Source organism: Luteibacter yeojuensis, assembly GCF_000964085.1.
In the GTDB taxonomy this organism is placed as follows: domain Bacteria; phylum Pseudomonadota; class Gammaproteobacteria; order Xanthomonadales; family Rhodanobacteraceae; genus Luteibacter; species Luteibacter yeojuensis_A.
In genome coordinates, this window is sequence record NZ_JZRB01000028.1 from 57,760 (window position 1) to 76,189 (window position 18,430).

14 protein-coding genes are annotated in these 18,430 nt (G+C 63.1%); 11 read left to right on the forward strand and 3 right to left on the reverse strand.

The genetic code is table 11. From position 1 onward, the window contains the following. Positions 1 to 187 precede the first annotated feature (187 nt). Positions 188 to 2,986, forward strand: coding sequence for a glycosyltransferase family 4 protein (locus VI08_RS20935; RefSeq protein ID WP_052697908.1), 2,799 nt, complete (start codon positions 188 to 190; stop codon positions 2,984 to 2,986). Here VI08_RS20935 and VI08_RS13305 read toward each other — a convergent pair. Genes VI08_RS13305 through VI08_RS13315 form a run of 3 tightly spaced genes read right to left on the reverse strand, consistent with a single transcriptional unit; the run spans position 2,983 to position 7,269 of the window. After that, positions 2,983 to 5,286, reverse strand: coding sequence for a hypothetical protein (locus VI08_RS13305; RefSeq protein ID WP_157006746.1), 2,304 nt, complete (start codon positions 5,284 to 5,286; stop codon positions 2,983 to 2,985). The two genes, VI08_RS20935 and VI08_RS13305, sit on opposite strands and share 4 nt — an antisense overlap. Positions 5,287 to 5,290: 4 nt before the next feature. Further along, entirely contained in the window at positions 5,291 to 6,244 is a 954-nt protein-coding gene (locus tag VI08_RS13310) for a lysylphosphatidylglycerol synthase domain-containing protein (protein ID WP_045830080.1), read from the reverse strand. Next, entirely contained in the window at positions 6,241 to 7,269 is a 1,029-nt protein-coding gene (locus tag VI08_RS13315) for a glycosyltransferase family 4 protein (RefSeq protein WP_045830081.1), read from the reverse strand. Before VI08_RS13315 ends, VI08_RS13310 begins: the two co-directional genes overlap by 4 nt. 181 nt (positions 7,270 to 7,450) lie before the next feature. Between VI08_RS13315 and VI08_RS13320 the strand changes: the two genes are divergently transcribed. The 10 genes from VI08_RS13320 to VI08_RS13365 all read left to right on the forward strand — a co-directional run bounded on the left by VI08_RS13320 (position 7,451) and on the right by VI08_RS13365 (position 18,407). Next, positions 7,451 to 8,395, forward strand: a complete 945-nt coding sequence (locus VI08_RS13320; RefSeq protein ID WP_045830082.1) for a glycosyltransferase family 2 protein — start codon at positions 7,451 to 7,453, stop codon at positions 8,393 to 8,395. 114 nt (positions 8,396 to 8,509) lie between these two features. Then, a complete protein-coding gene (locus VI08_RS13325; RefSeq protein ID WP_045830083.1) occupies positions 8,510 to 9,256 on the forward strand; it encodes an electron transfer flavoprotein subunit beta/FixA family protein in 747 nt (248 codons plus the stop codon). A 24-nt stretch (positions 9,257 to 9,280) separates the two neighbouring features. Further along, complete coding sequence (locus VI08_RS13330) at positions 9,281 to 10,222, forward strand: electron transfer flavoprotein subunit alpha/FixB family protein (protein ID WP_045830084.1); 942 nt, start codon at positions 9,281 to 9,283, stop codon at positions 10,220 to 10,222. Between the two features lie 53 nt (positions 10,223 to 10,275). Then, positions 10,276 to 11,373, forward strand: a complete 1,098-nt coding sequence (rfbG, locus tag VI08_RS13335) for a CDP-glucose 4,6-dehydratase (protein ID WP_157006749.1) — start codon at positions 10,276 to 10,278, stop codon at positions 11,371 to 11,373. Further along, positions 11,373 to 12,314: an NAD-dependent epimerase/dehydratase family protein gene (locus VI08_RS13340; RefSeq protein WP_084621500.1), complete on the forward strand. Its 942-nt coding sequence runs from the start codon at positions 11,373 to 11,375 to the stop codon at positions 12,312 to 12,314. The genes rfbG and VI08_RS13340 overlap by 1 nt, the downstream gene beginning before the upstream one ends. Beyond that, complete coding sequence (locus VI08_RS13345; RefSeq protein WP_045830087.1) at positions 12,307 to 13,266, forward strand: glycosyltransferase family 2 protein; 960 nt, start codon at positions 12,307 to 12,309, stop codon at positions 13,264 to 13,266. The genes VI08_RS13340 and VI08_RS13345 overlap by 8 nt, the downstream gene beginning before the upstream one ends. An 11-nt stretch (positions 13,267 to 13,277) precedes the next feature. Further along, positions 13,278 to 14,045 carry a glucose-1-phosphate cytidylyltransferase gene (rfbF, locus tag VI08_RS13350; RefSeq protein WP_045830088.1) on the forward strand — a complete coding sequence of 256 codons (768 nt, stop codon included), beginning with the start codon at positions 13,278 to 13,280 and terminating at the stop codon, positions 14,043 to 14,045. Positions 14,046 to 14,048: 3 nt separating this feature from the next. Beyond that, positions 14,049 to 15,110: a lysylphosphatidylglycerol synthase transmembrane domain-containing protein gene (locus tag VI08_RS13355; RefSeq protein WP_045830089.1), complete on the forward strand. Its 1,062-nt coding sequence runs from the start codon at positions 14,049 to 14,051 to the stop codon at positions 15,108 to 15,110. Next, a complete protein-coding gene (locus VI08_RS13360; protein WP_045830090.1) occupies positions 15,107 to 16,441 on the forward strand; it encodes an NAD(P)/FAD-dependent oxidoreductase in 1,335 nt (444 codons plus the stop codon). The genes VI08_RS13355 and VI08_RS13360 overlap by 4 nt, the downstream gene beginning before the upstream one ends. Then, on the forward strand, positions 16,431 to 18,407 hold the full coding sequence (locus VI08_RS13365; RefSeq protein WP_045830091.1) for a hypothetical protein: 1,977 nt from the start codon (positions 16,431 to 16,433) through the stop codon (positions 18,405 to 18,407). The genes VI08_RS13360 and VI08_RS13365 overlap by 11 nt, the downstream gene beginning before the upstream one ends. Positions 18,408 to 18,430: the final 23 nt, after the last annotated feature.

Below are 18,430 nucleotides of genomic sequence, written 5' to 3' on the forward strand. Positions count from 1 at the left end.
CGTCACGCTACCCTCGCCTTAAACGCGCCTTGGTGGACATGGTTTATCGGATTCCATGGGTTGACGTGCGGCTTCGCGATCTTGCCCATCGGGTTGAGCACCCTGAGGCATCGCTCGACGTCGATCCAAAGCGCTTGCCCATGGGGAGCCGCGAGACCCTTGCGCGCATCCGGGCAAGGATGCCGCGATGAAAATCATCATCGATATGCAAGGTATCCAGACGGCCAGCCGCCATCGCGGCATCGGAAGGTATACGCGGGCGGCTACGGTGGAGTTCCTGAGGATAGCCCGTGGGCGACATGACGCCACCCTTGCGTTCAACGCCGCACTGGATGGTATCGACGAGTTCCTCCTCGACATCGAAACGATGGATCTGGCGCCAGGGCGGCGTGCCTATGGCCCGCTCCGGAACACGGCGTCCGACAACCCGGGCAACGATGCGCGACGCGACGCTGCGGAGCGGGTCTACTCGCATGCGTTGGAAGCTAGCGGCGCGGACGTGGTTTGGTTTACCAGCCTCGTCGAGGGTTTCGCCGATGATGCCCTCATGCCCCATCCGCTACCTGGCCAACTCACGGTGGCGACTCTTTACGACCTCATCCCATTGCAGGATCCCAGTTACCTCGGCCATTCACGGTCGCGGGACTGGTACATGCGGCGAGTCGAGATGCTCCGCTCCTGTGATGTGTTGCTCGCGATATCCGAATGGGTGAGACGCGACGCCATCGAGCGACTGGGCATTGCTCCCGAGCGTATCGTGGATGTTGGCGCAGGGGTCGACCCCACGTTCCGGCCGGCGGAGGCCGGCATGGATCACCGCCCCTTTCTTTCGCAACACCTTGGCATCCATCGCCGATTCGTCCTCTACAATGGCGGCACGGACAAGCGAAAGAACGTAGAGACGCTATTTCCTGCCTTCGCCGCGCTCCCGACTAATTTGCGCGAGGCATACCAGCTCGTCATCGTTGGGAAGATGGATGAGGCGACCCAGCACCGTTTGCGCTCGGCCGCCGGTGACGCAGGGCTGGACGCCAGCGAGGTGTGTTTCGCTGGATATGTTCCCGATGACACGCTTGTCCGACTCTACCAGGCATGCGAGCTGTTCGTCTTCCCTTCCGAGCGCGAAGGCTTTGGGCTCCCGCCTCTTGAGGCGATGGCATGCGGGGCAGCCGCTATTGTCAACAATGCGACAAGCCTGCCGGAGGTGGTAGGCGACGTAGCCGCCCTGTTCGATGCAGGGGACACCGCATCGATCACGGCAGCGATGCAGCGCGCGCTCCAGGACCCAGGCTTTGCCGCCTCGCTGCGCGCCAGCGGGCTGCGACAGGCAGCACGGTTTACCTGGCAGGCAGTCGCGTCGCGTGCCATGGCTGCCATCGAAGCTGCCCAGCAGCACACGACGCGACGCCTGCCAGCCACGCCGGCGTGGTCCGTTCAATCGCCCGACGCGATGAACGGCCACACGCCCTTACCCGTCTACCTCGGCGAGGCCTCGACTGCGGCGGACCTGCTTGCGCGGTTGCGCGACTGGCCAGGCTTGGTGGAGTGGCAAGGTGAGTTCCCGCCCGCGCCGACCCTTACTGCGCGTGACCGCTATGACGCGGGCGGGTGGGCTGCCGTCGCATCACCCGGCAGCGTGGGCTGGGACGCAGCCCTGCGAGCACATGCCATCGGCCTCCGCCAAGTGGCAAGCCGCCCTGACGCTGATGGGTCGCGCGAAGCATGGATATCGTCGCACGCGGGGCATGCGCGAGTGAGCCAGCTCATCGCGGAACATGATATCGCGCGGCACATAGCGCCAAGGCTCAGGGCCAACGACCTCGCGAGCGTTGCTGATTCGCTCGACCGCGCCACCCCGCGACCCATCCCGCGCTGGCTGGTCGACGTGACCCATATCGCCCAGAACGATCTCCACACGGGCATCCAGCGTGTCGTCCGGAACATACTTGGCGAATGGCTTCGCTCTCCGCCCGACGGCATTCGCATCGAACCGGTCGCATTCCGCGAGGGGCGCTACGAACACGCCTGCGGTTATGCGGCGGCCTTGCTTGGGATCCCGGTGCCGGATGGCATTGTCCCTGGAACGGTCGCGATCACTGGCAACGAAACATTCATTGGACTCGACTGGGCCATGGAAAGCCTTCCATCAAGCGCACCGGTGCTCCGTACCTGGAAGCGCGCGGGCGTCGGCATCCACTTCGTACTGAACGATGTGCTGCCCATTACGTTGCCCAAGGCATTCCACGCCCATACCCATGACGCGTTCACGCGCTGGTTGGGGATCGTCGCCGACCTGGCCGATGCGGTCCACTGTATTTCGCAGAGCACGGCGGACGACTTCCACGCATGGCTTGCGTCGCAGCGCGTACATCGCATGCCGGCAATCGATGTGTTTCCGCTCGGCGTTGCACCCTGGAGGCCCGTGAACCCCGGTGCCCTGCCAGCATGGCTCGACGGCCCGATCAAAGACAGGCAAACCCTGCTCATGGTGGGAACGATCGAACCCCGCAAAGGGCACGAGCAGGCGCTGGATGCCATGGAGATCCTCTGGTCGTCGGGTGCCGACCTCAACCTGGCCATCGTTGGAAAGCGCGGCTGGCTCGTTGGTTCGCTGATCGAGCGAATCATGGCGCATGAAGAACTGGGCAAGCGGCTGTTCTGGCTTGAAGACTGCGACGACGATACGCTGGACGCGCTCTATGAGAAATGCCTTGTATTGCTGGCCGCGTCGTATGGCGAAGGATTTGGCCTACCCGTCATCGAGGCTGCGCAGCGTGGCAAGCCCGTGATTGCCCGCTCCCTGAAGGTTTTTCGCGAAGTCGCTGGCGACTACCCGTCCTACTTCGAGGCACCCACGGCAGCATCGCTGGCGACCTTCATTGCCCGTTGGCGGGTGGAAAGTCTCGTGCGCGAATCACCGGGCACGTGGCCGGGCTGGGACGATTCCGCAAAGGCACTTGCTAGCCAGATTGCGAGCCTCCGCTAAGGCGGGCCAACATCGATCCTGCTTAGCCCAACACCCAGGATCCGGGGATCCGGGCTCACACCCAGGGCAGCCGGTGATGTCGCGCCTTGCACATCCAGCGTCACCTCCACCGCTTCGCGGCCTCGTGGCAACGGAATCGCCAGCTCGCGCATGCTTGCGTCGGTGAGGGGTACATCCAGCAATGCGTTGCTTGTTGCATCGGCCGCGCTGAGACGCAAGTGCAATGGGTGATCGTCCCGCCCCACGAATGCACTGACCTGGAGTCGTGCGACGCAGCCCGACGCACGACACGACACGGGTTCGGGCAGAACCAGCGATGCATGCGCGCTCGACCAACGAAGCGTGGGTTCTGGTCCATGCCAGCCGCTGCCCAGCATGCGCTCGACCATCGCAGGCGCGGTGGCAACATCCGCCGGCAACGACACGCCCGATACGCGCACTGCCCATGCGCGCTCGCGTCCCGACGGCCCACGCCACTCGGGACGCAGGGCAGCAACGGCGAACAGCGGCATGTCAACGACGGCCAGGAGAGGCTCGTTTGCCAGTCTGCGCACGACCGGCTGGTAGGCTGCGCGGATCCCGCCTGGGCATAAGAAATCGGTACGTGATTCGAACAACGCCAGGGTCGAGTGCGAGTAGCCCTCGGCCTCGGCCGGACAAGGCCAGATGTGCGCGCCGTAGAGCAGGTTGACGTAGGGAATGACGATAGCGTCCGCGTCGCCGCTCAACAGCACGTTCACGAGCGCGGGGGCGTCGATGATATCCAGTCTATTCTGCGCCAATGACGTGAGGCTCCCGGGCCAGCCCTTGCGCGCAATGTCCAATTGCTTGTCCCCTCCCACGTTGTAGCTCGATATTCGTAGCTTTGGGCTTATGTAGTTGACGAGAACATCGTTGTTCCACGGCGCGAAGAACACCCGATCTCCCGGTGGAATGGCCATGGCAAGGGGTGCGGCGAACGCATGGTCGATGTGCGAGAACGAACGCCGGAACGCTCTGTAGTCGCCCCAGGAAGTCCCTAGATGGGGTGACATCGATACGACAAGCAGCAGGTAAGCGATGGTCCACGAAGCGCGACGCCTCGTGCCAGCCGCACCAAGCGTGACAATGCCCCACAAGCCCAGGAAACACAGGGCCTCCCACCGATACGTAGCCCGCATGTTCCGCACCCCTGGTACATGCTCGTACGCGAATGCCGTACCTGTTGGCGCGAGGCCCTGGCCGGCCGGCATGTCCTGGCTAACGATGCCAGGTGGCTTTGTGCTGCCCACCTTGAGCGTTGGACCGAGCGACATATAAAAGCCGACCACGGCGACGGCAAGTAACAACCATGCGCGGCGATCCCTGCCAACGCACAGCGCCATGCTGGCCACCCCAGCCAATGCAAGCGGGAGGACGAAGCTCGTGTTCCAGGTCGACGCATCGCCGTAGAACATAGATTCGTTGCGGATGCCGTGCCAGCCAAGCACGTCCCATAGCCAGAACTGTCCGATCGGGGGCTTGCCGGCAAACAGGATATCCAGTCCCCATCCGCGGAAGTACTGAAGTGGTGCAACGTCGTAGGACGAGATGCCCATGAACGCGCGGTAGGCCGCGATGCCCCCCCCGAACCCTACGAGGCAGATGGGCAACCCGACGACCAGCGCCCGACGGCGCGTGCTTACCCCCCATACGCGCGCGCCCCATGCCATGCCGGTCACCACGCCGAACATCACGAAGGTGTAGCCATCCATGAAAATCGCGAGGCAGCACACCGCCAAGAGACGAGCGGCTGCCACCAGCAGGGTCCGCAGGTGCCGGCCATCCACGTCGAGGGCGTGGAAACCCGAGCCGGCATAAAGTGGAAGCATGGCCATGCCAAGTGCGAGCGATGAATAGCCTTGGTGTGCCCACACCATGGGCGTGGTCATCCAGGCGGCTGCCGCAAGCGCTCCCATCCACACCACGGCGCCCAGCCGCATCGCGAACCGACAGGCGCCCAGGTAGCCGGCGGCGAGCCAGAAGGCCACTGACGCGGCGTAGGCGTCCGGTGCCCACATGCCCAGGCGCAAGAACCATCCAGCGACCCATGCGAGGGGAAGCCCCGTCGCCAGGGGCATGGGAACGGGGTAGCCGAACGAATCGGCATATATCGTGTACCAATGCTTGTCGGCAAACGCCTGCGCATACCCCAGCATCGAAGCCGCCTGCCCCAGCGTGGGCGTCAAAACGCCGGGCACCGCCCCATTGACCACCCACGTCCAGGCAAGCCCGATGCATAGCAAAGCAGCAACCCACGAGCGCCGAGTCATTGAATTCATGCCGTTACCCACGCTTGTGTTGACGGTTATCGAGATGGCGCATGAGCCATCCAGCGGCAAAGGCCATGATGTCCGCGATTGTGGCGCCGAGTCGTAGGGTGATCCCAAGGGCGATGGCCGTCGATTCGCCGGTCGTTGGTGCCAACAATGCCAGGAGAACTCCCTCGCGCACGCCCAGGCCGGCGGGAGCGCCGGGCAGCAGGTAGCCAGCGAGCCAGGCAATCGCACAGAATCCGGCCGCTTCTAGCCAAGGAATGGCGGGCGCCCCAAAGAACGCCGCGGCCTGCATGCACAATGCGCCTCCCATGCATCCGTAGTTGGCAAGGAAGAGCAAGGAGACCCGGGCTGCGACGCCGAACGTGGGTGGGCGCAGGTGTGCCGCTGCGGGGAAGCGATTCAGCAGTCGCGGCGGGAGGTGCCGGGTCCCCGCGATACCTAGCCAGGGTATGGCCAACAATGCGACGAATAGCGCGCACAGCCACGCCCCGTCAAGCCCGCGAGGCCACCATGGGGCTCTGCCGTCCAGAAACGCGTACGCGGCCAGTGCCGACACTCCTAGCCCCGTACCGACGTTCCACAGCGTCTCGGTCACCAGCGTGGCAAGCGTTGCGGGTACGGGAATATCTACGCCTCGCGCCATCACGACGCGGCCCACGAACTGCCCCACGTTGCCGGGAAGGTACTTTCCGAACTGGGAAATGGTGAATAGGGACACGAGTCGACGCCAAGGTCGCCGGATGCCCTGGTCGATGACCAATAACCACCACGCCGTCGCACCGAGGTAAATGGATGCGAGTGCCAGCCCAACGGTTGCCGCGGCCGCGACGAAGGCACGCGCGTCCCACGCGATGTGGGGCATGGCACTGGCATTGGCGACCACGCGTTGTAGGAAGAAAAGGATCGCGACGGTTCCGATGCCCCACGCGGCCAAACGCTGGCATAGGCGCCAACGGGTCACGTGGGTACCGCTCGCGGTGCATAGGCCGCCATGGTGTGTTCCGCCACCGCCGGCCAGGCGAATCGATGGGCAATTTCGGTTTGGCATCCCCGTATGAATGCCTCCCGCTGTCCCGGCTTCCATGACAGGAGGCGTTCTAGTGTCGCCGCCCAGGCGCACGAATCACCTGCGGGCAGCAGGAACCCTGTGACGCCGTCGACGACGGCGTCGACAAGGCCTTCGATGCCACTTGCCACGAGGACGCCCCCATCGGCGCCCGCCTCAACGGCGGCCAGGCCAAATCCTTCCGTATCGAAGCCTTCCGAGTGGATGTTCGGCATGACGACTGCCACTGCATCGCGCCGCAGGCGCTTGAGTTCGCCGGCGCCAACCGTGCCCCGGTAATCCACGCGCGGGTCCGTCAAACATCCCGCGAGTTCGTCGCTATCCCAGACAGCCCCCACCACGACAAGGCGAATTCCCGCCGGCATCAGCGGCATCACCTCCCTGACGAACCAGGCGGCCCCCTTTCGCCGGACCAGCCTCCCGGCAAACAGGAGAAAGGGATGCCCCGGGGCAGCGCGATTGTCGGGAACAGGTTCTCCAGGGGGGTCGACACCGAGGGTCACGACGACAACGTCACGAAAACCGGCATCCCGGCACAGGCCGGCCGTGTGGCGCGAAATGGCGATTATCCGCACGGAATCACCGATGGCGCGAGCCGCCAGGCGGAGATAAAACGCATACAACGCTGGCAGGAGACCACGCCGCCGCCCGTAGACCACGTCGAGCCCGTACGCGGTGATGACCACCGTGGGCGCGCTGTCCCGCTTAAGCGCCACCCAGGCCACGGGCCATAACACTAGGTCGCCGACATGGATGACGTCCGCGTGGCGAAAGGCGACACGACCCATCGACGCCACGAGAAAGATGGCGACACGCCACATCCTGGGCGGCCGGCCATTGCTGCGGCCAGGAAGAACGGCCGCCTCGAGTTCGCAGCGCACCCGCAAGGCATGGGTCAACTTCGCGGCGTACGTCTCCATGCCGCCGATGGCTGGCGGCCACTTCCGGGAAATGAACCATACTCGAGCCATCGCGCTCCCTGTGACTATCCCGAAACACCCCCAACTAATAATATAAACGCGTTTGCTATTTCGTGTCGCACCGGCTATACGCGTTGTGATGGGCTATCCGTCCAGCTGCCCGGTAGCCGGGAGGGCCGTCATGAAGCTGATCATCCAGATCCCCTGCCTCAACGAGGCGGCCACGCTAGCCATTGCATTGGCCGAGCTGCCACGCATGGTACCTGGATTCGATGCCGTGGAATGGCTGGTGGTGGACGATGGTTCGAGCGATGAAACCTGCGCGGTTGCCACCCGCCACGGCGTAGACCATATCGTGCGACATCAGGTGAACCGCGGGTTGGCCGAGGCGTTCATGACGGGTATCGATGCCTGCATCCGGCTTGGCGCGGATGTCATCGTGAACACGGACGCCGATAACCAATATTGTGCGGCGGACATTCCATGCCTCATCGGGCCGTTGCTCGCAGGCCAAGCCGAGATCGTGATCGGGGCGCGCCCCATCGAGGCCACGGAGCACTTCTCATGGGTGAAGAAAAGGCTGCAGCGCCTGGGTAGCTGGGCAGTCCGTGTCGCAAGTGCGACGGAGGTGGCGGATGCGCCAAGCGGCTTCCGGGCCATTTCGCGCGAGGCGGCGATGCGCCTACACGTGTTCAACGGCTATACGTACACGCTCGAGACCATTATCCAGGCGGGTCAGAGCAACATGCGGGTTATCTCCGTGCCAGTGCACACCAATCCCGACCTGCGGCCATCCCGCCTGGTGAAAAGCATCGGCAGCTACGTCCGGCGCTCCCTGCTTACCATCTTACGAATCTTTGTGGTGTATCGCCCGCTGGCCTTCTTCTGCGGGGTCGGCGCAGTCTTTATGCTGGCCGGCATCGCCGCCGGGCTGCGATTCCTCATGTTCTACGTGACCGGCGACGGCGGGGGCCACGTCCAGTCGGTGATATTCAGCGCCCTGTGCATCATCGTCGGTTTGATCCTGGCCACCGTGGGGCTCATCGGCGACCTGATCGCCACGAACCGTAAGCTTCTCGAGCGGATCGACGTCCGGCTACAGCGGGTCGAACGCGCGGATCGGTGAAGGGCTCCGTTGGCGCGTTGCACGATTCCGCGCAGTCATTACCGAGCTATAATCTGGGGTTCAACTGCCCGCCCTTCTCGGTACGGGCCCGAACGTCTGTCAAAAGGTCGTTAAATGAAGATTATCGTCGGCTATAAGCGCGTGGTGGACTACAACGTCCGCATCCAGGTCAAGCCAGACGGCTCCGGCGTCGTCACCGACGGCGTCAAGCTGTCCGCCAACCCGTTCGACGATATCGCCCTGGAAGAGGCCCTGCGCCTGCGCGAGAAGGGCGTGGCCGAGGAAGTCATCGTGGTCGGCATCGGCCCGGCCGACCTCACGGCCCACCTCCGCAACGGCCTGGCCATGGGCGCCAACCGCGCCATCCACGTGCAGACCGCCGACGCCGTGTCGCCGCTGACCGCCGCCCGCACCTTCCTCAAGCTGGTGGAAAAGGAACAGCCGGGCCTGGTCATCCTGGGCAAGCAGGCCATCGACGACGACGCCAACCAAACCGGCCAGATGCTGGCCGCCCTGTGGGATCGCCCGCAGGCCACCTTCGCCAGCAAGGTCGAGATCGCCGAGGGCAAGGCCACGGTCACCCGCGAGGTGGATGCCGGCCTGGAGACCATCGAAGCCGACCTGCCCGCGGTCATCACCACCGACCTGCGCCTCAACGAGCCGCGCTTCATCAAGCTGCCCGACATCATGAAGGCCAAGAGCAAGCCCATCGACGTGGTGGAGCTGGGCTCGCTGGGTGTCGACGCCGCCGACCACATCAAGACCACGCACTATGCCGCGCCGGCCAAGCGCAGCAAGGGCGTGATGGTGAATGACGCCGCCGGCCTCGTCGCGGCCCTCAAGCAGAAGGGCCTGCTGTAAGGCAGCCGCACAGGAGCACACCCCATGAGCAAGATCCTCGTCATCGCCGAACACCTCGACGGCAAGCTCAACGCCGCCACCGCCCGTGCCGTCAGCGCCGCCGCCGCAGCGAAGCCGGACGCCATCGACATCATCGTCCTGTCCGATGCGCCCGAAGCCATCGCCGCCGAAGCCGCGAAGATCGACGGCGTCACCAAGGTGCTGGCCGTGGCACGGGCCGAGAACGCCCACGCCCTCGCCGCCGTGCTGGCGCCGCAGGTGGCCAAGGCCGCCGCCGGTTACTCGCACGTGTTCGCACCTTCCACCACGTTCGGCAAGGACCTCGCCCCGCGCGTGGCCGCCCTGCTGGGCGTGTCGCAGGTCAGCGACGTCATGACCGTCGAAGGCCCGCACAGCTTCAAGCGCCCCATCTACGCGGGCAACGCCATCGTCACCGTGGATGTCGACGCCGGTTCCACCGTGGTCGCCACCATCCGTACGGCCTCGTGGCCGGCGGCCGCCAGCAACGGCAACGCACCGGTCGAGGCGCTGTCGCTTGACGCCACCCTGCCCTCGCACACCCGCTTCGTGAACCTGCAGCAGGGCAAGAGCGACCGCCCCGACCTGCAGGGCGCCGCCAAGGTCGTGTCCGGTGGCCGTGGCGTGGGCTCGAAGGAAAACTTCGAGATCATCTACAAGTTCGCCGACAAGATTGGCGCCGCCGTGGGTGCCTCGCGCGCCGCCGTCGACGCCGGCTACGTCCCGAACGAGATGCAGGTGGGCCAGACCGGCAAGATCATCGCGCCGGAGCTCTACATCGCCGTGGGCATCTCCGGTGCCATCCAGCACCTCACGGGCATCAAGGACGCCGGCACCATCGTCGCCATCAACAAGGACGGCGAGGCGCCGATCTTCGAGATCGCCGATATCGGCCTGGTGGGTGATCTGTTCAAGATCCTGCCTGAGCTAGAATCCGCGATCGGCTAATAGCCCCACTGCATCAACCTCGCTGCTGCTCGCTGCCGCTCATGGAATTATCGATGGCTTTCACGGACCTCCTCCCTTTTGAGCGCACGCTACAAGGCAAGCGCGTTTTCTTGACCGGCCACACAGGCTTCACTGGTAGCTGGGCTGCCGCCTGGCTGGCGGGCATCGGGGCCACGGTTCGCGGCTACTCGCTTGCGCCAGAGACAAGTCCAAGCCTCTGGAAGGAACTCGGCCTTGAAGACAAGGTCGAGTCCGTCATCGGTGATATTTGCGATCGCGACGCGCTTGGCGAGGCCATCGGCAACTTTGACCCGCATGTTGTCCTGCATCTGGCAGCACAACCGCTGGTGAGACGTAGCTATCGGGACCCCTTCGAGACCTTCAACGCCAATGTCATGGGGACGCTCAATGTCCTCGACGCAGCTCGTCGGCTCAACAGCCTGCAGGCGATTGTCTGCGTCACCACGGACAAGGTCTACGAGAACAGGGAATGGCCATGGCCCTACCGCGAACTTGACCGGCTGGGTGGCAAGGACCCTTACAGCGCCTCTAAGTCGGCCGCTGAAATGGTAATCAAGAGCTATCAATACGCGTTCACCACCGCCGCAGGCAGCCCGCTGCCCATAGCGACCGCGCGCGGCGGCAATATCATCGGCGGCGGCGACTGGTCCGAAGACCGGCTTGTACCCGACTTTGTACGTGCCGTCGCAGATGGATCGGCACTAACACTTCGGTACCCGGACGCCACCCGTCCGTGGCAGCATGTCCTGGCACTCGTGCAGGGCTACATGATGCTGGCGGCCCAGCTCATGACCGACGCATCCGCTGCCCGGGCCTGGAACCTCGGCCCAGCGGATGGGCGCGCACTCACCGTTCGCCGGGTGCTCGAGGCGCTTTCCGCCACGTGGAAGCGACCAGACCTTCGCTACCTGGACAATCCAGCCAAGGAAGCCCAGCTGCTCGCGCTGGATAGCACGCTCGCTCGTGACGAACTTGGTTGGCAGCCTGCGTGGGACGTCGAGCGTACGATCGGCCGCACGGCCTCTTGGTACAGGGATTTCCACGAGGGTCGCCGGACCGCGCGGGAACTCACGATGGACCAGATCAGCGAGTGGCGAGCGGCGCTCCACGCGCAAGTTCGCGATAACTGATGTCCTCGATACTTTTAACCGGAGCATCCGGTTTTATCGGTCGCCGCCTTGTCGATCACCTGCTCGGAGCGGGTTACTCCATCGTCTCCGTGGGGCGCCGCCCGCTTTCCATTGCAAGGCCCGGGCTTACGCATCATTGCCTCCCTGGACTGGACCCGCTCGCGGTAGCCGCCGTGGCGCGCGCCCAGCCTATCGAGGCAGTGGTCCATCTTGCCGCCGCAGGTGTTAAGCCGGGTGACCGGGACCCGGCGACCCTCATCGGCGCCAACGCCGTACTGCCCTCGCAGATGGCGATGCTGGCCCATGAACTAGGTGCAAATGCGTTCGTCTGCACCGGCACGAATGCGGAGTACGCACCCAGCGAGGCGGAGTTCGTCAGTGAAACGGCCGCGCTGGAAACCATTCGCCTCTACGGCGCCACGAAGGCGGCGGGCGGGCTTCTCTCTGTTTCTACCGGGGCTACTGTTGGCCTGCCGGTCGTTTATCTTCGTCTATTCAATATCTTCGGGCCGGGTGAAGCTGCGCACAGGCTACTTCCGTCCCTCGTGGAATCGCTTCGCAAGGGCGACGACGTGCCACTTTCGGAGGGAAGTCAGGTACGTGATTTCGTCCACGTCGACGACGCATGCCGAGCCATCCTCGCTGCGTTGCAATCGGCATCGCTTGGCAACCTCGCATCCGGGCACTACAACATTTGCTCTGGCGAGGCGCATACGGTCCGAGATTTCGCGATGCGCGTGGCATTGGGGATGGGCGTGACAACTGATCGCCTTAAGTTTGGGGCGATCCCGATGCGGCCCGATGACCTCCCGCGCGTGGTAGGAGATCCCACGAAGTTTTTAGATCGCACCGGATGGCGCCCCGCCCTTGCGTTCGATGAGGCTATTGCGCAAGCAGTCGCCGAACTAATCCAGGCAACCGGCGTGCAACCCAATGAATGACCTTCCGCTTATCTCAATCGCCGTTCCCGTCTATAACGAGGAAGGGAATATCGCCGCGCTTTACGCCCGCCTGGATGCGCTTGGCGCGACCATGGCGGACGAGTGCCGCCTCGAGTTTGTGTTCACCGACAACAGCTCGACCGACTCGACATGGCAAATGCTGCAGGAGCTCGCTGCCCGCGACGACCGGGTCCGGGCGATTCGGTTCTCCAAGAACTTCGGCTTCCAGCGCTCCATTCTCGCGAACTACATGCATACGCGCGGCGATGCCGTGCTACAGATCGACGCGGACCTCCAGGACCCGCCGGAACTTCTCCGGGAGTTCCTCGCACTTTGGAAGCAGGGATACCACGTCGTTTACGGCGTCCGTCAGGCGCGTCCGGAAGGCAAGCTGATCCATGCCTTCAGGAGAGCGGGTTACTGGTTCATCGACCGCATAAGCGAGCACCCGATTCCCCGCAATGCTGGCGACTTCCGATTGGTCGATCGCAAGGCCATAGAGGCATTGCTGCGCCAACGCTCCGCGGAACCGTACCTGCGTGGACTGATCGCGGGCATGGGTTTCCGCCAGATTGGCGTTAGCTATGATCGGGCGGCCCGTACGGCGGGGACCAGCAAATTCAACGTCGCCCAACTCATTCGGTTGGGGCTTACCGGCGTGTTCAATCATTCGTTGGTGCCGTTACGCCTTGCCACGGTCGCAGGCGTAACCATCCTGTCGTTATCTGCGCTCGGCACCATTTACTACCTGGTGCTGAAGCTCTTGTTCCCTGATTTTCCACGCGGTCTCGCGAGCCTCCACATCCTCATTCTTTTCGGCATTGGATTCCAGTCGCTGTTGCTGGGCATTCTCGGGGAATACCTCCTGCGAATTTATCGAATCCTGCGCCAAGAACCCATCGCGATCGTCCAGGATTCCGTAAATCTGGACGCCAAAGATCTCAAACTTTAAGGAGCAACACGATGAAGGCAGTCATTCTCGCAGGCGGTCTCGGCACAAGGATCGCCGAAGAGTCCGACTTCAAACCGAAGCCCATGGTCGAGGTGGGTGGACGGCCGCTGCTTTGGCACATCATGAAGACGTATGCCCAGCACGGCATTAAGGAATTCGTGATTTGCCTCGGTTACAAGGGATACGTAATCAAGGAGTACTTTTTCAACTACTACCGCCATACCGCCAATCTTGAGATCGACCTGCGGACCGGTAACGCGGACGTACTCGATTCGCAAGCAGAGGACTGGAAGATCACGCTCATCGATACCGGGCAAGACACCATGACCGGCGGCCGTGTCAAGCGAATCCGCCCGTATATTGGGGACCAGACATTCTGCCTGACCTACGGCGATGGGCTTTCGAATATCGACGTCAGCGCCGAGCTGGCTTTCCACCGCGCGCACGGCAAGCTTGCGACGGTCGCCGCCGTCCAGCCGCCAGGTCGGTTCGGCGTGCTTAACACGCGTGCCGATGGATTGGTTACGAGCTTTGAAGAAAAGCCGCAGGACGAAATCGGCTGGATAAATGGTGGCTTTTTCGTGCTCGAACCTTCTGCCATCGACTACATCGAGGGTGACGACACTTCGTTTGAACGAGCACCGCTGGCGAATCTTGCGCGGGACGGCCAACTGATGTCATTCCAGCACCACGGTTTCTGGCAGCCCTGCGACACGCTTCGCGACAAGCGCGAGCTGCAGGCGCTGTGGGATGCCGGCAAGGCGCCCTGGAAGGCCTGACGCATGCTCGACGAACCAGTTGCCACCATCTCCTCCGGCAGGGCAAAGGGGCGCGGAGGCGCAGTCCGGCTGCTCGTCGGTTGCGGTCTATCGGCGATCTGCCTGTATTTCGTGTTCCGCAACATCAAATTCGATGAGGTCGGGAAGGCACTCGAAACGTTTAACTGGCCTTGGCTTTTCGTCGGTGTCGCCTCGCTCGCTATCGGCTACCTCGGCCGAATCGTGCGCTGGCGCCTCCTGCTGCAGGCTTGCGGGCCGAAAGTCTCCGTTGCCGCCTGCGCCGGCCCGTTCCTGTCCTCGATAGCGCTAAACAACGTCCTGCCGTTCAGGCTTGGTGACGTCGTGCGAGCACTGGTCTTCCCGAGTGCCCTTGGCGTGACGAAAACCGGTGCAACGGCCACGCTTGTCCTTGAGCGGCTTGTCGACCTGCTGACGCTGCTGCTTTGTCTTGCCGTCGCCGCCTCCTTCTTCCCAAAGGGCGCGCTTCCGGCATCTGTCGTCGACATTGTCCTGGTGCTGGCCATTGGCGGTAGCGCGGCGCTACTCGGTCTCGTGTTCTTCACCGGACCCATCGTGCGATCGCTCCGCTGGTTCATAGAGCGTTCTCGAAGCAAGCTTCATGCACGGCTCATCGTCGCACTGGAGGCCATTGCCAGCCTCATCGATGCACTTCAGGCCATCTCGCGACTGCGTACCGTACTCGCAGCCCTTGCCATCTCCTTCGTCGCGTGGGCGGGCGAGCTGGGCCTGTACCTGGCGTTGATGCAAGGCATCGGGATGGCCTGGTTCCTCCCGGGCGGCCTGTTGCTGATGTCCATGGCGACGATCGCCACACTGGTGCCGTCGTCACCGGGCTACGTCGGCCCCTATCACCTCGCTGCGTTCACCGCCGCGCACCTGATGGGTGGAACGGCCACGCAGGCGATGACACTCGCCGTGCTCTGCCACCTCGGCGTGTGGCTACCTACAACGGTGGCCGGCGCAACGGTCATGCTTTTCAATCGCAATCTATTCAGGGCTGCGCGCCGACAAGCAGCGCAAGCACCCGCCGGAGATACCCCATGAGCACCACACCATCGTTCGACACTGCCATCGTTGGCGCGGGCTTCACCGGCCTCGTTGCGGCATTGCGCCTGGCCCAGCAGGGAAAAAAGGTCGTTGTCCTCGAATCCGACCATACGCCTGGCGGCCTTGCGGGAACGTTTGATTTCGATGACGGCGTGCGCATCGAGAAGTTCTACCATCATTGGTTCAACAACGACGCCTACGTACCCAAGCTCGTCGAAGAGCTCGGCCTGCAAGACCTGATCCTTACGCTCCCCTCGCGCACGGGCATGTACTACAACGGGCGCCTATGGAAGCTGTCCACGCCCCTTGACGTCTTGCGCTTTAGCCCCCTGCCCTTCATTGATCGCATCAGGCTCGGGTGGCTGGTTTTCCAGGTCCGCAAGGTCAAGGACTGGAAGTCGATTGAACACCTCACGATTCGCGAGTGGCTGGAGCCCCTCTGCGGCAAGAAAGTGTTCGAGCTGGTGTGGGAGCCCCTGATTCGTTCCAAGTTCTCTGTGTTCGCAGAGGATATCAACGCGGTTTGGTTCTGGAAGAAGCTCGTACTCCGCGGAAGCACGCGAGATACCAAGGGCGGTGAGCAGCTTGCCTATTTCCGCGGCGGCTTTGGACGCCTCGCAGAAGCCATTGCCGAGCGCGTCATCGCACTTGGTGGCGAGATTCGCTATGGGACGCCCGTGACCGGCGCCACGACCGATGGTAGCCGCATCACCGCGCTGAAGACGCCGGCAGGCGACGTGCAGGCGGGAAATTTTCTGCTCACGCCGTCATTCAAGATCATCGCCAAGATCTTGCCGGACGCTCCTCGCGCATGGCTGGAAAGCCTCGAGCGCGTGAACTACCTTGGCAACGTCTGCCTAGTCATGGAACTCACGCACAGTCTTTCCGATACGTACTGGATCAATGTCAACGATCCGGGCTTTCCGTTCGTCGGCGTGATCGAGCACACGAACCTCGATGACAGCTCTCATTATGCCGGGCGCCACATCGTGTTCTTGTCTCGCTACCTTGCCACGTCGGATGCCACATGGTCGATGAATGACGAGGAGTACCTTGAATACGCGCTCCCCCATCTTGAGCGCATGTTCCCGGCATTTCGTCGTGAATGGGTTAAGGAGTTCCGCATTTGGCGCGCCGACTATGCCCAGCCTGTAACCGAGCGGGGGTTCTCGTCCTACGTCCCAGCAGAAGAGACGCCCTACGAGAACGCCATCATCTCGACCATGGCCCAGATCTACCCGGAAGACCGCGGAACCAACTACGCCATTCGCGAGGGCTCGCGAGTCGCTGAACGCCTGGCCACGGGACGCACCGCGCGTGGCAATTGAAGAGGACGCCGCCACCACTGAAGCGCAGGTGCAGGGCCGGCCAGGCGCCGGCGACTCTACGTGGACCCTCGCGGCCTGGGCGGTTGTCGCCCTCGGCGTACTGATAGCCGCCACACGCCACGTCTACAGCTCCAGCGTAGATGTGGCGCATCACTATGCGCTCGTGCACTGGCTGTTCGAGCACTGGGAAGTCAAGCCCAGCACCCAGCCTATCCTGGGCGAGATGTCGGTCTACCCACGCTATAGCCACATCGCCGCGGCGATGCTGGCAAGGGTCGTCGGCTCTCCTTTCCTCGCGATGCAACTCATGGCATCGGCGGCCCTGGTGGCAGCATGGTCGTCCATTGCCTTCCTGCCGAAGGCAATGGGCCGACATGGATCATGGGCGCTCACCGTCGCCATTGTCACGATCCTCGCCGTCAACCACTACACATTGCACATCGAGTTCTTCGGCCACGAGTTGCTTGGTAACTATTTCTACTCGCAACTGGTCGCACAAGCCTTGCTCCTGGCGATCCTCGTCGCCGCGGCGCGGTACGAGTTCATTCACGGGTTCTCATACGTCGCCCCCGTGGCCATCATCATCGCGTCGCTTGCAATCGCTGGTGTCCACCTTCTCCCGGCCGTCGAAGGCATTGCTTACGGGCTCCTGCTGTTGCTGGTACGGGCAATTAGTGAACGCCAAACCATGTGGCCTCGCTTGGCAAGCGTGGGCGCTACAGCGATTATCGCCGCCGCCGCACTGTATAAACACCCGGCGTTTGCGGCTATGCGAGGCATCAGCGAAAACAATGGAGACCTCCCGCTCACATTGTTGAACTCGCTGCCCCGACTGGTTGCCCTGGCCATTATCGCGGGCTTGGCGTCCCTCGCCCTACTCATCACCTCGTTCCGAAACCACAAGCTCTTTAACGCGGGCATCGCGGCCGTGAGCCGCCACGTCGCCTGTGCAGGCCTCGCAATCTCGGCTCTCTTCGCCCTGCAGGTTGCAGCATTCGCCGCAGGGTATGGTTCGGAGTACGCCTATCGGAAGTATGGATTCGCGCTAGCCTCCTTCCTTCTACTCGACGTCGCCCTCATCGCAGCTACTGTCTACGTCACTCGCGGACGCCAGCCACTCCGGAAGACAGCGGCGAGCCTTCGCTGGATGCAACCGGCGCTTATCACCACGGCGTTCTGGTGTTTCAACTTCTCCGGCAGCCCCGTGGCAACGGATACGGCCCCGTTTCTCACGGCCGAAGCCGCCGCGACCCAAGCCCGGCAGATGGGTGTGTTGCAAGGCACGGAACCAGCGTACGCACGAGGCCTGCCACTAGGCACCATCGGGGACGTTGCAGCCTATCTCGTAACGATCGGCATCTTCGAATCCGAGCGTTACGGCAATGGATATGCCACGCTGCGGAACATAGAGTTCCCGGACCCCGGGAAGGTGGGCAGCATTTTCACATCGACGCGTGGGAACTCCGTGTGGACAAGCCCGGACTGTGTACGCACCCGGCTGTCCGATGGCTACGTCGTTTCGGACGGCGCTTGTGTCCTGAAGAAGTTCTCGAACGTCTGCCAGGCGTCGAATGACCTTTCGAGCAGAGGCTTTGTGCTTGACAGCGCGGTAAGCGGCTTCAGCCATCCCGAGGATTCCGGGCGCTGGACAGAAGGAAAGCGTGCGACCTTCACTTGTGTCGTCGGACAAGTAGCCCCACCGCACGAAGGCAAGATCGTGCTGGCGCCGTTTAATCCGGACGGGCGATCCCAGACGGTCAACATCTCGATCAATGGCACCGATGTCGCGAAGGCGCGCACGGCAGGTCCCACCACGGTGACGTTTAACATACCCACGGAGGTAGGCAAGGGTGATTCGATCAAGATCGATTTGTCCCTTCCCGACGCTATCAGCCCGCGCGATGCCGGTGTGAACTCGGATAGCCGGACGTTGGGTGTATTCGTCAAACGAATCGATTTCGACTGACCGCGCCGTCGGTTAAAAAAAAG

Bases quoted from the DNA above. Each gene is read 5' to 3' on its own strand.
- VI08_RS20935 (WP_052697908.1), top strand. From the start codon at position 188: ATGAAAATCATCATCGATATGCAAGGTATCCAGACGGCCAGCCGCCAT.
- VI08_RS13305 (WP_157006746.1), bottom strand. From the start codon at position 5,286: ATGAATTCAATGACTCGGCGCTCGTGGGTTGCTGCTTTGCTATGCATC.
- VI08_RS13315 (WP_045830081.1), bottom strand. From the start codon at position 7,269: ATGGAGACGTACGCCGCGAAGTTGACCCATGCCTTGCGGGTGCGCTGC.
- VI08_RS13320 (WP_045830082.1), top strand. From the start codon at position 7,451: ATGAAGCTGATCATCCAGATCCCCTGCCTCAACGAGGCGGCCACGCTA.
- VI08_RS13325 (WP_045830083.1), top strand. From the start codon at position 8,510: ATGAAGATTATCGTCGGCTATAAGCGCGTGGTGGACTACAACGTCCGC.
- VI08_RS13330 (WP_045830084.1), top strand. From the start codon at position 9,281: ATGAGCAAGATCCTCGTCATCGCCGAACACCTCGACGGCAAGCTCAAC.
- rfbG (WP_157006749.1), top strand. From the start codon at position 10,276: ATGGCTTTCACGGACCTCCTCCCTTTTGAGCGCACGCTACAAGGCAAG.
- VI08_RS13340 (WP_084621500.1), top strand. From the start codon at position 11,373: ATGTCCTCGATACTTTTAACCGGAGCATCCGGTTTTATCGGTCGCCGC.
- VI08_RS13345 (WP_045830087.1), top strand. From the start codon at position 12,307: ATGAATGACCTTCCGCTTATCTCAATCGCCGTTCCCGTCTATAACGAG.
- rfbF (WP_045830088.1), top strand. From the start codon at position 13,278: ATGAAGGCAGTCATTCTCGCAGGCGGTCTCGGCACAAGGATCGCCGAA.
- VI08_RS13355 (WP_045830089.1), top strand. From the start codon at position 14,049: ATGCTCGACGAACCAGTTGCCACCATCTCCTCCGGCAGGGCAAAGGGG.
- VI08_RS13360 (WP_045830090.1), top strand. From the start codon at position 15,107: ATGAGCACCACACCATCGTTCGACACTGCCATCGTTGGCGCGGGCTTC.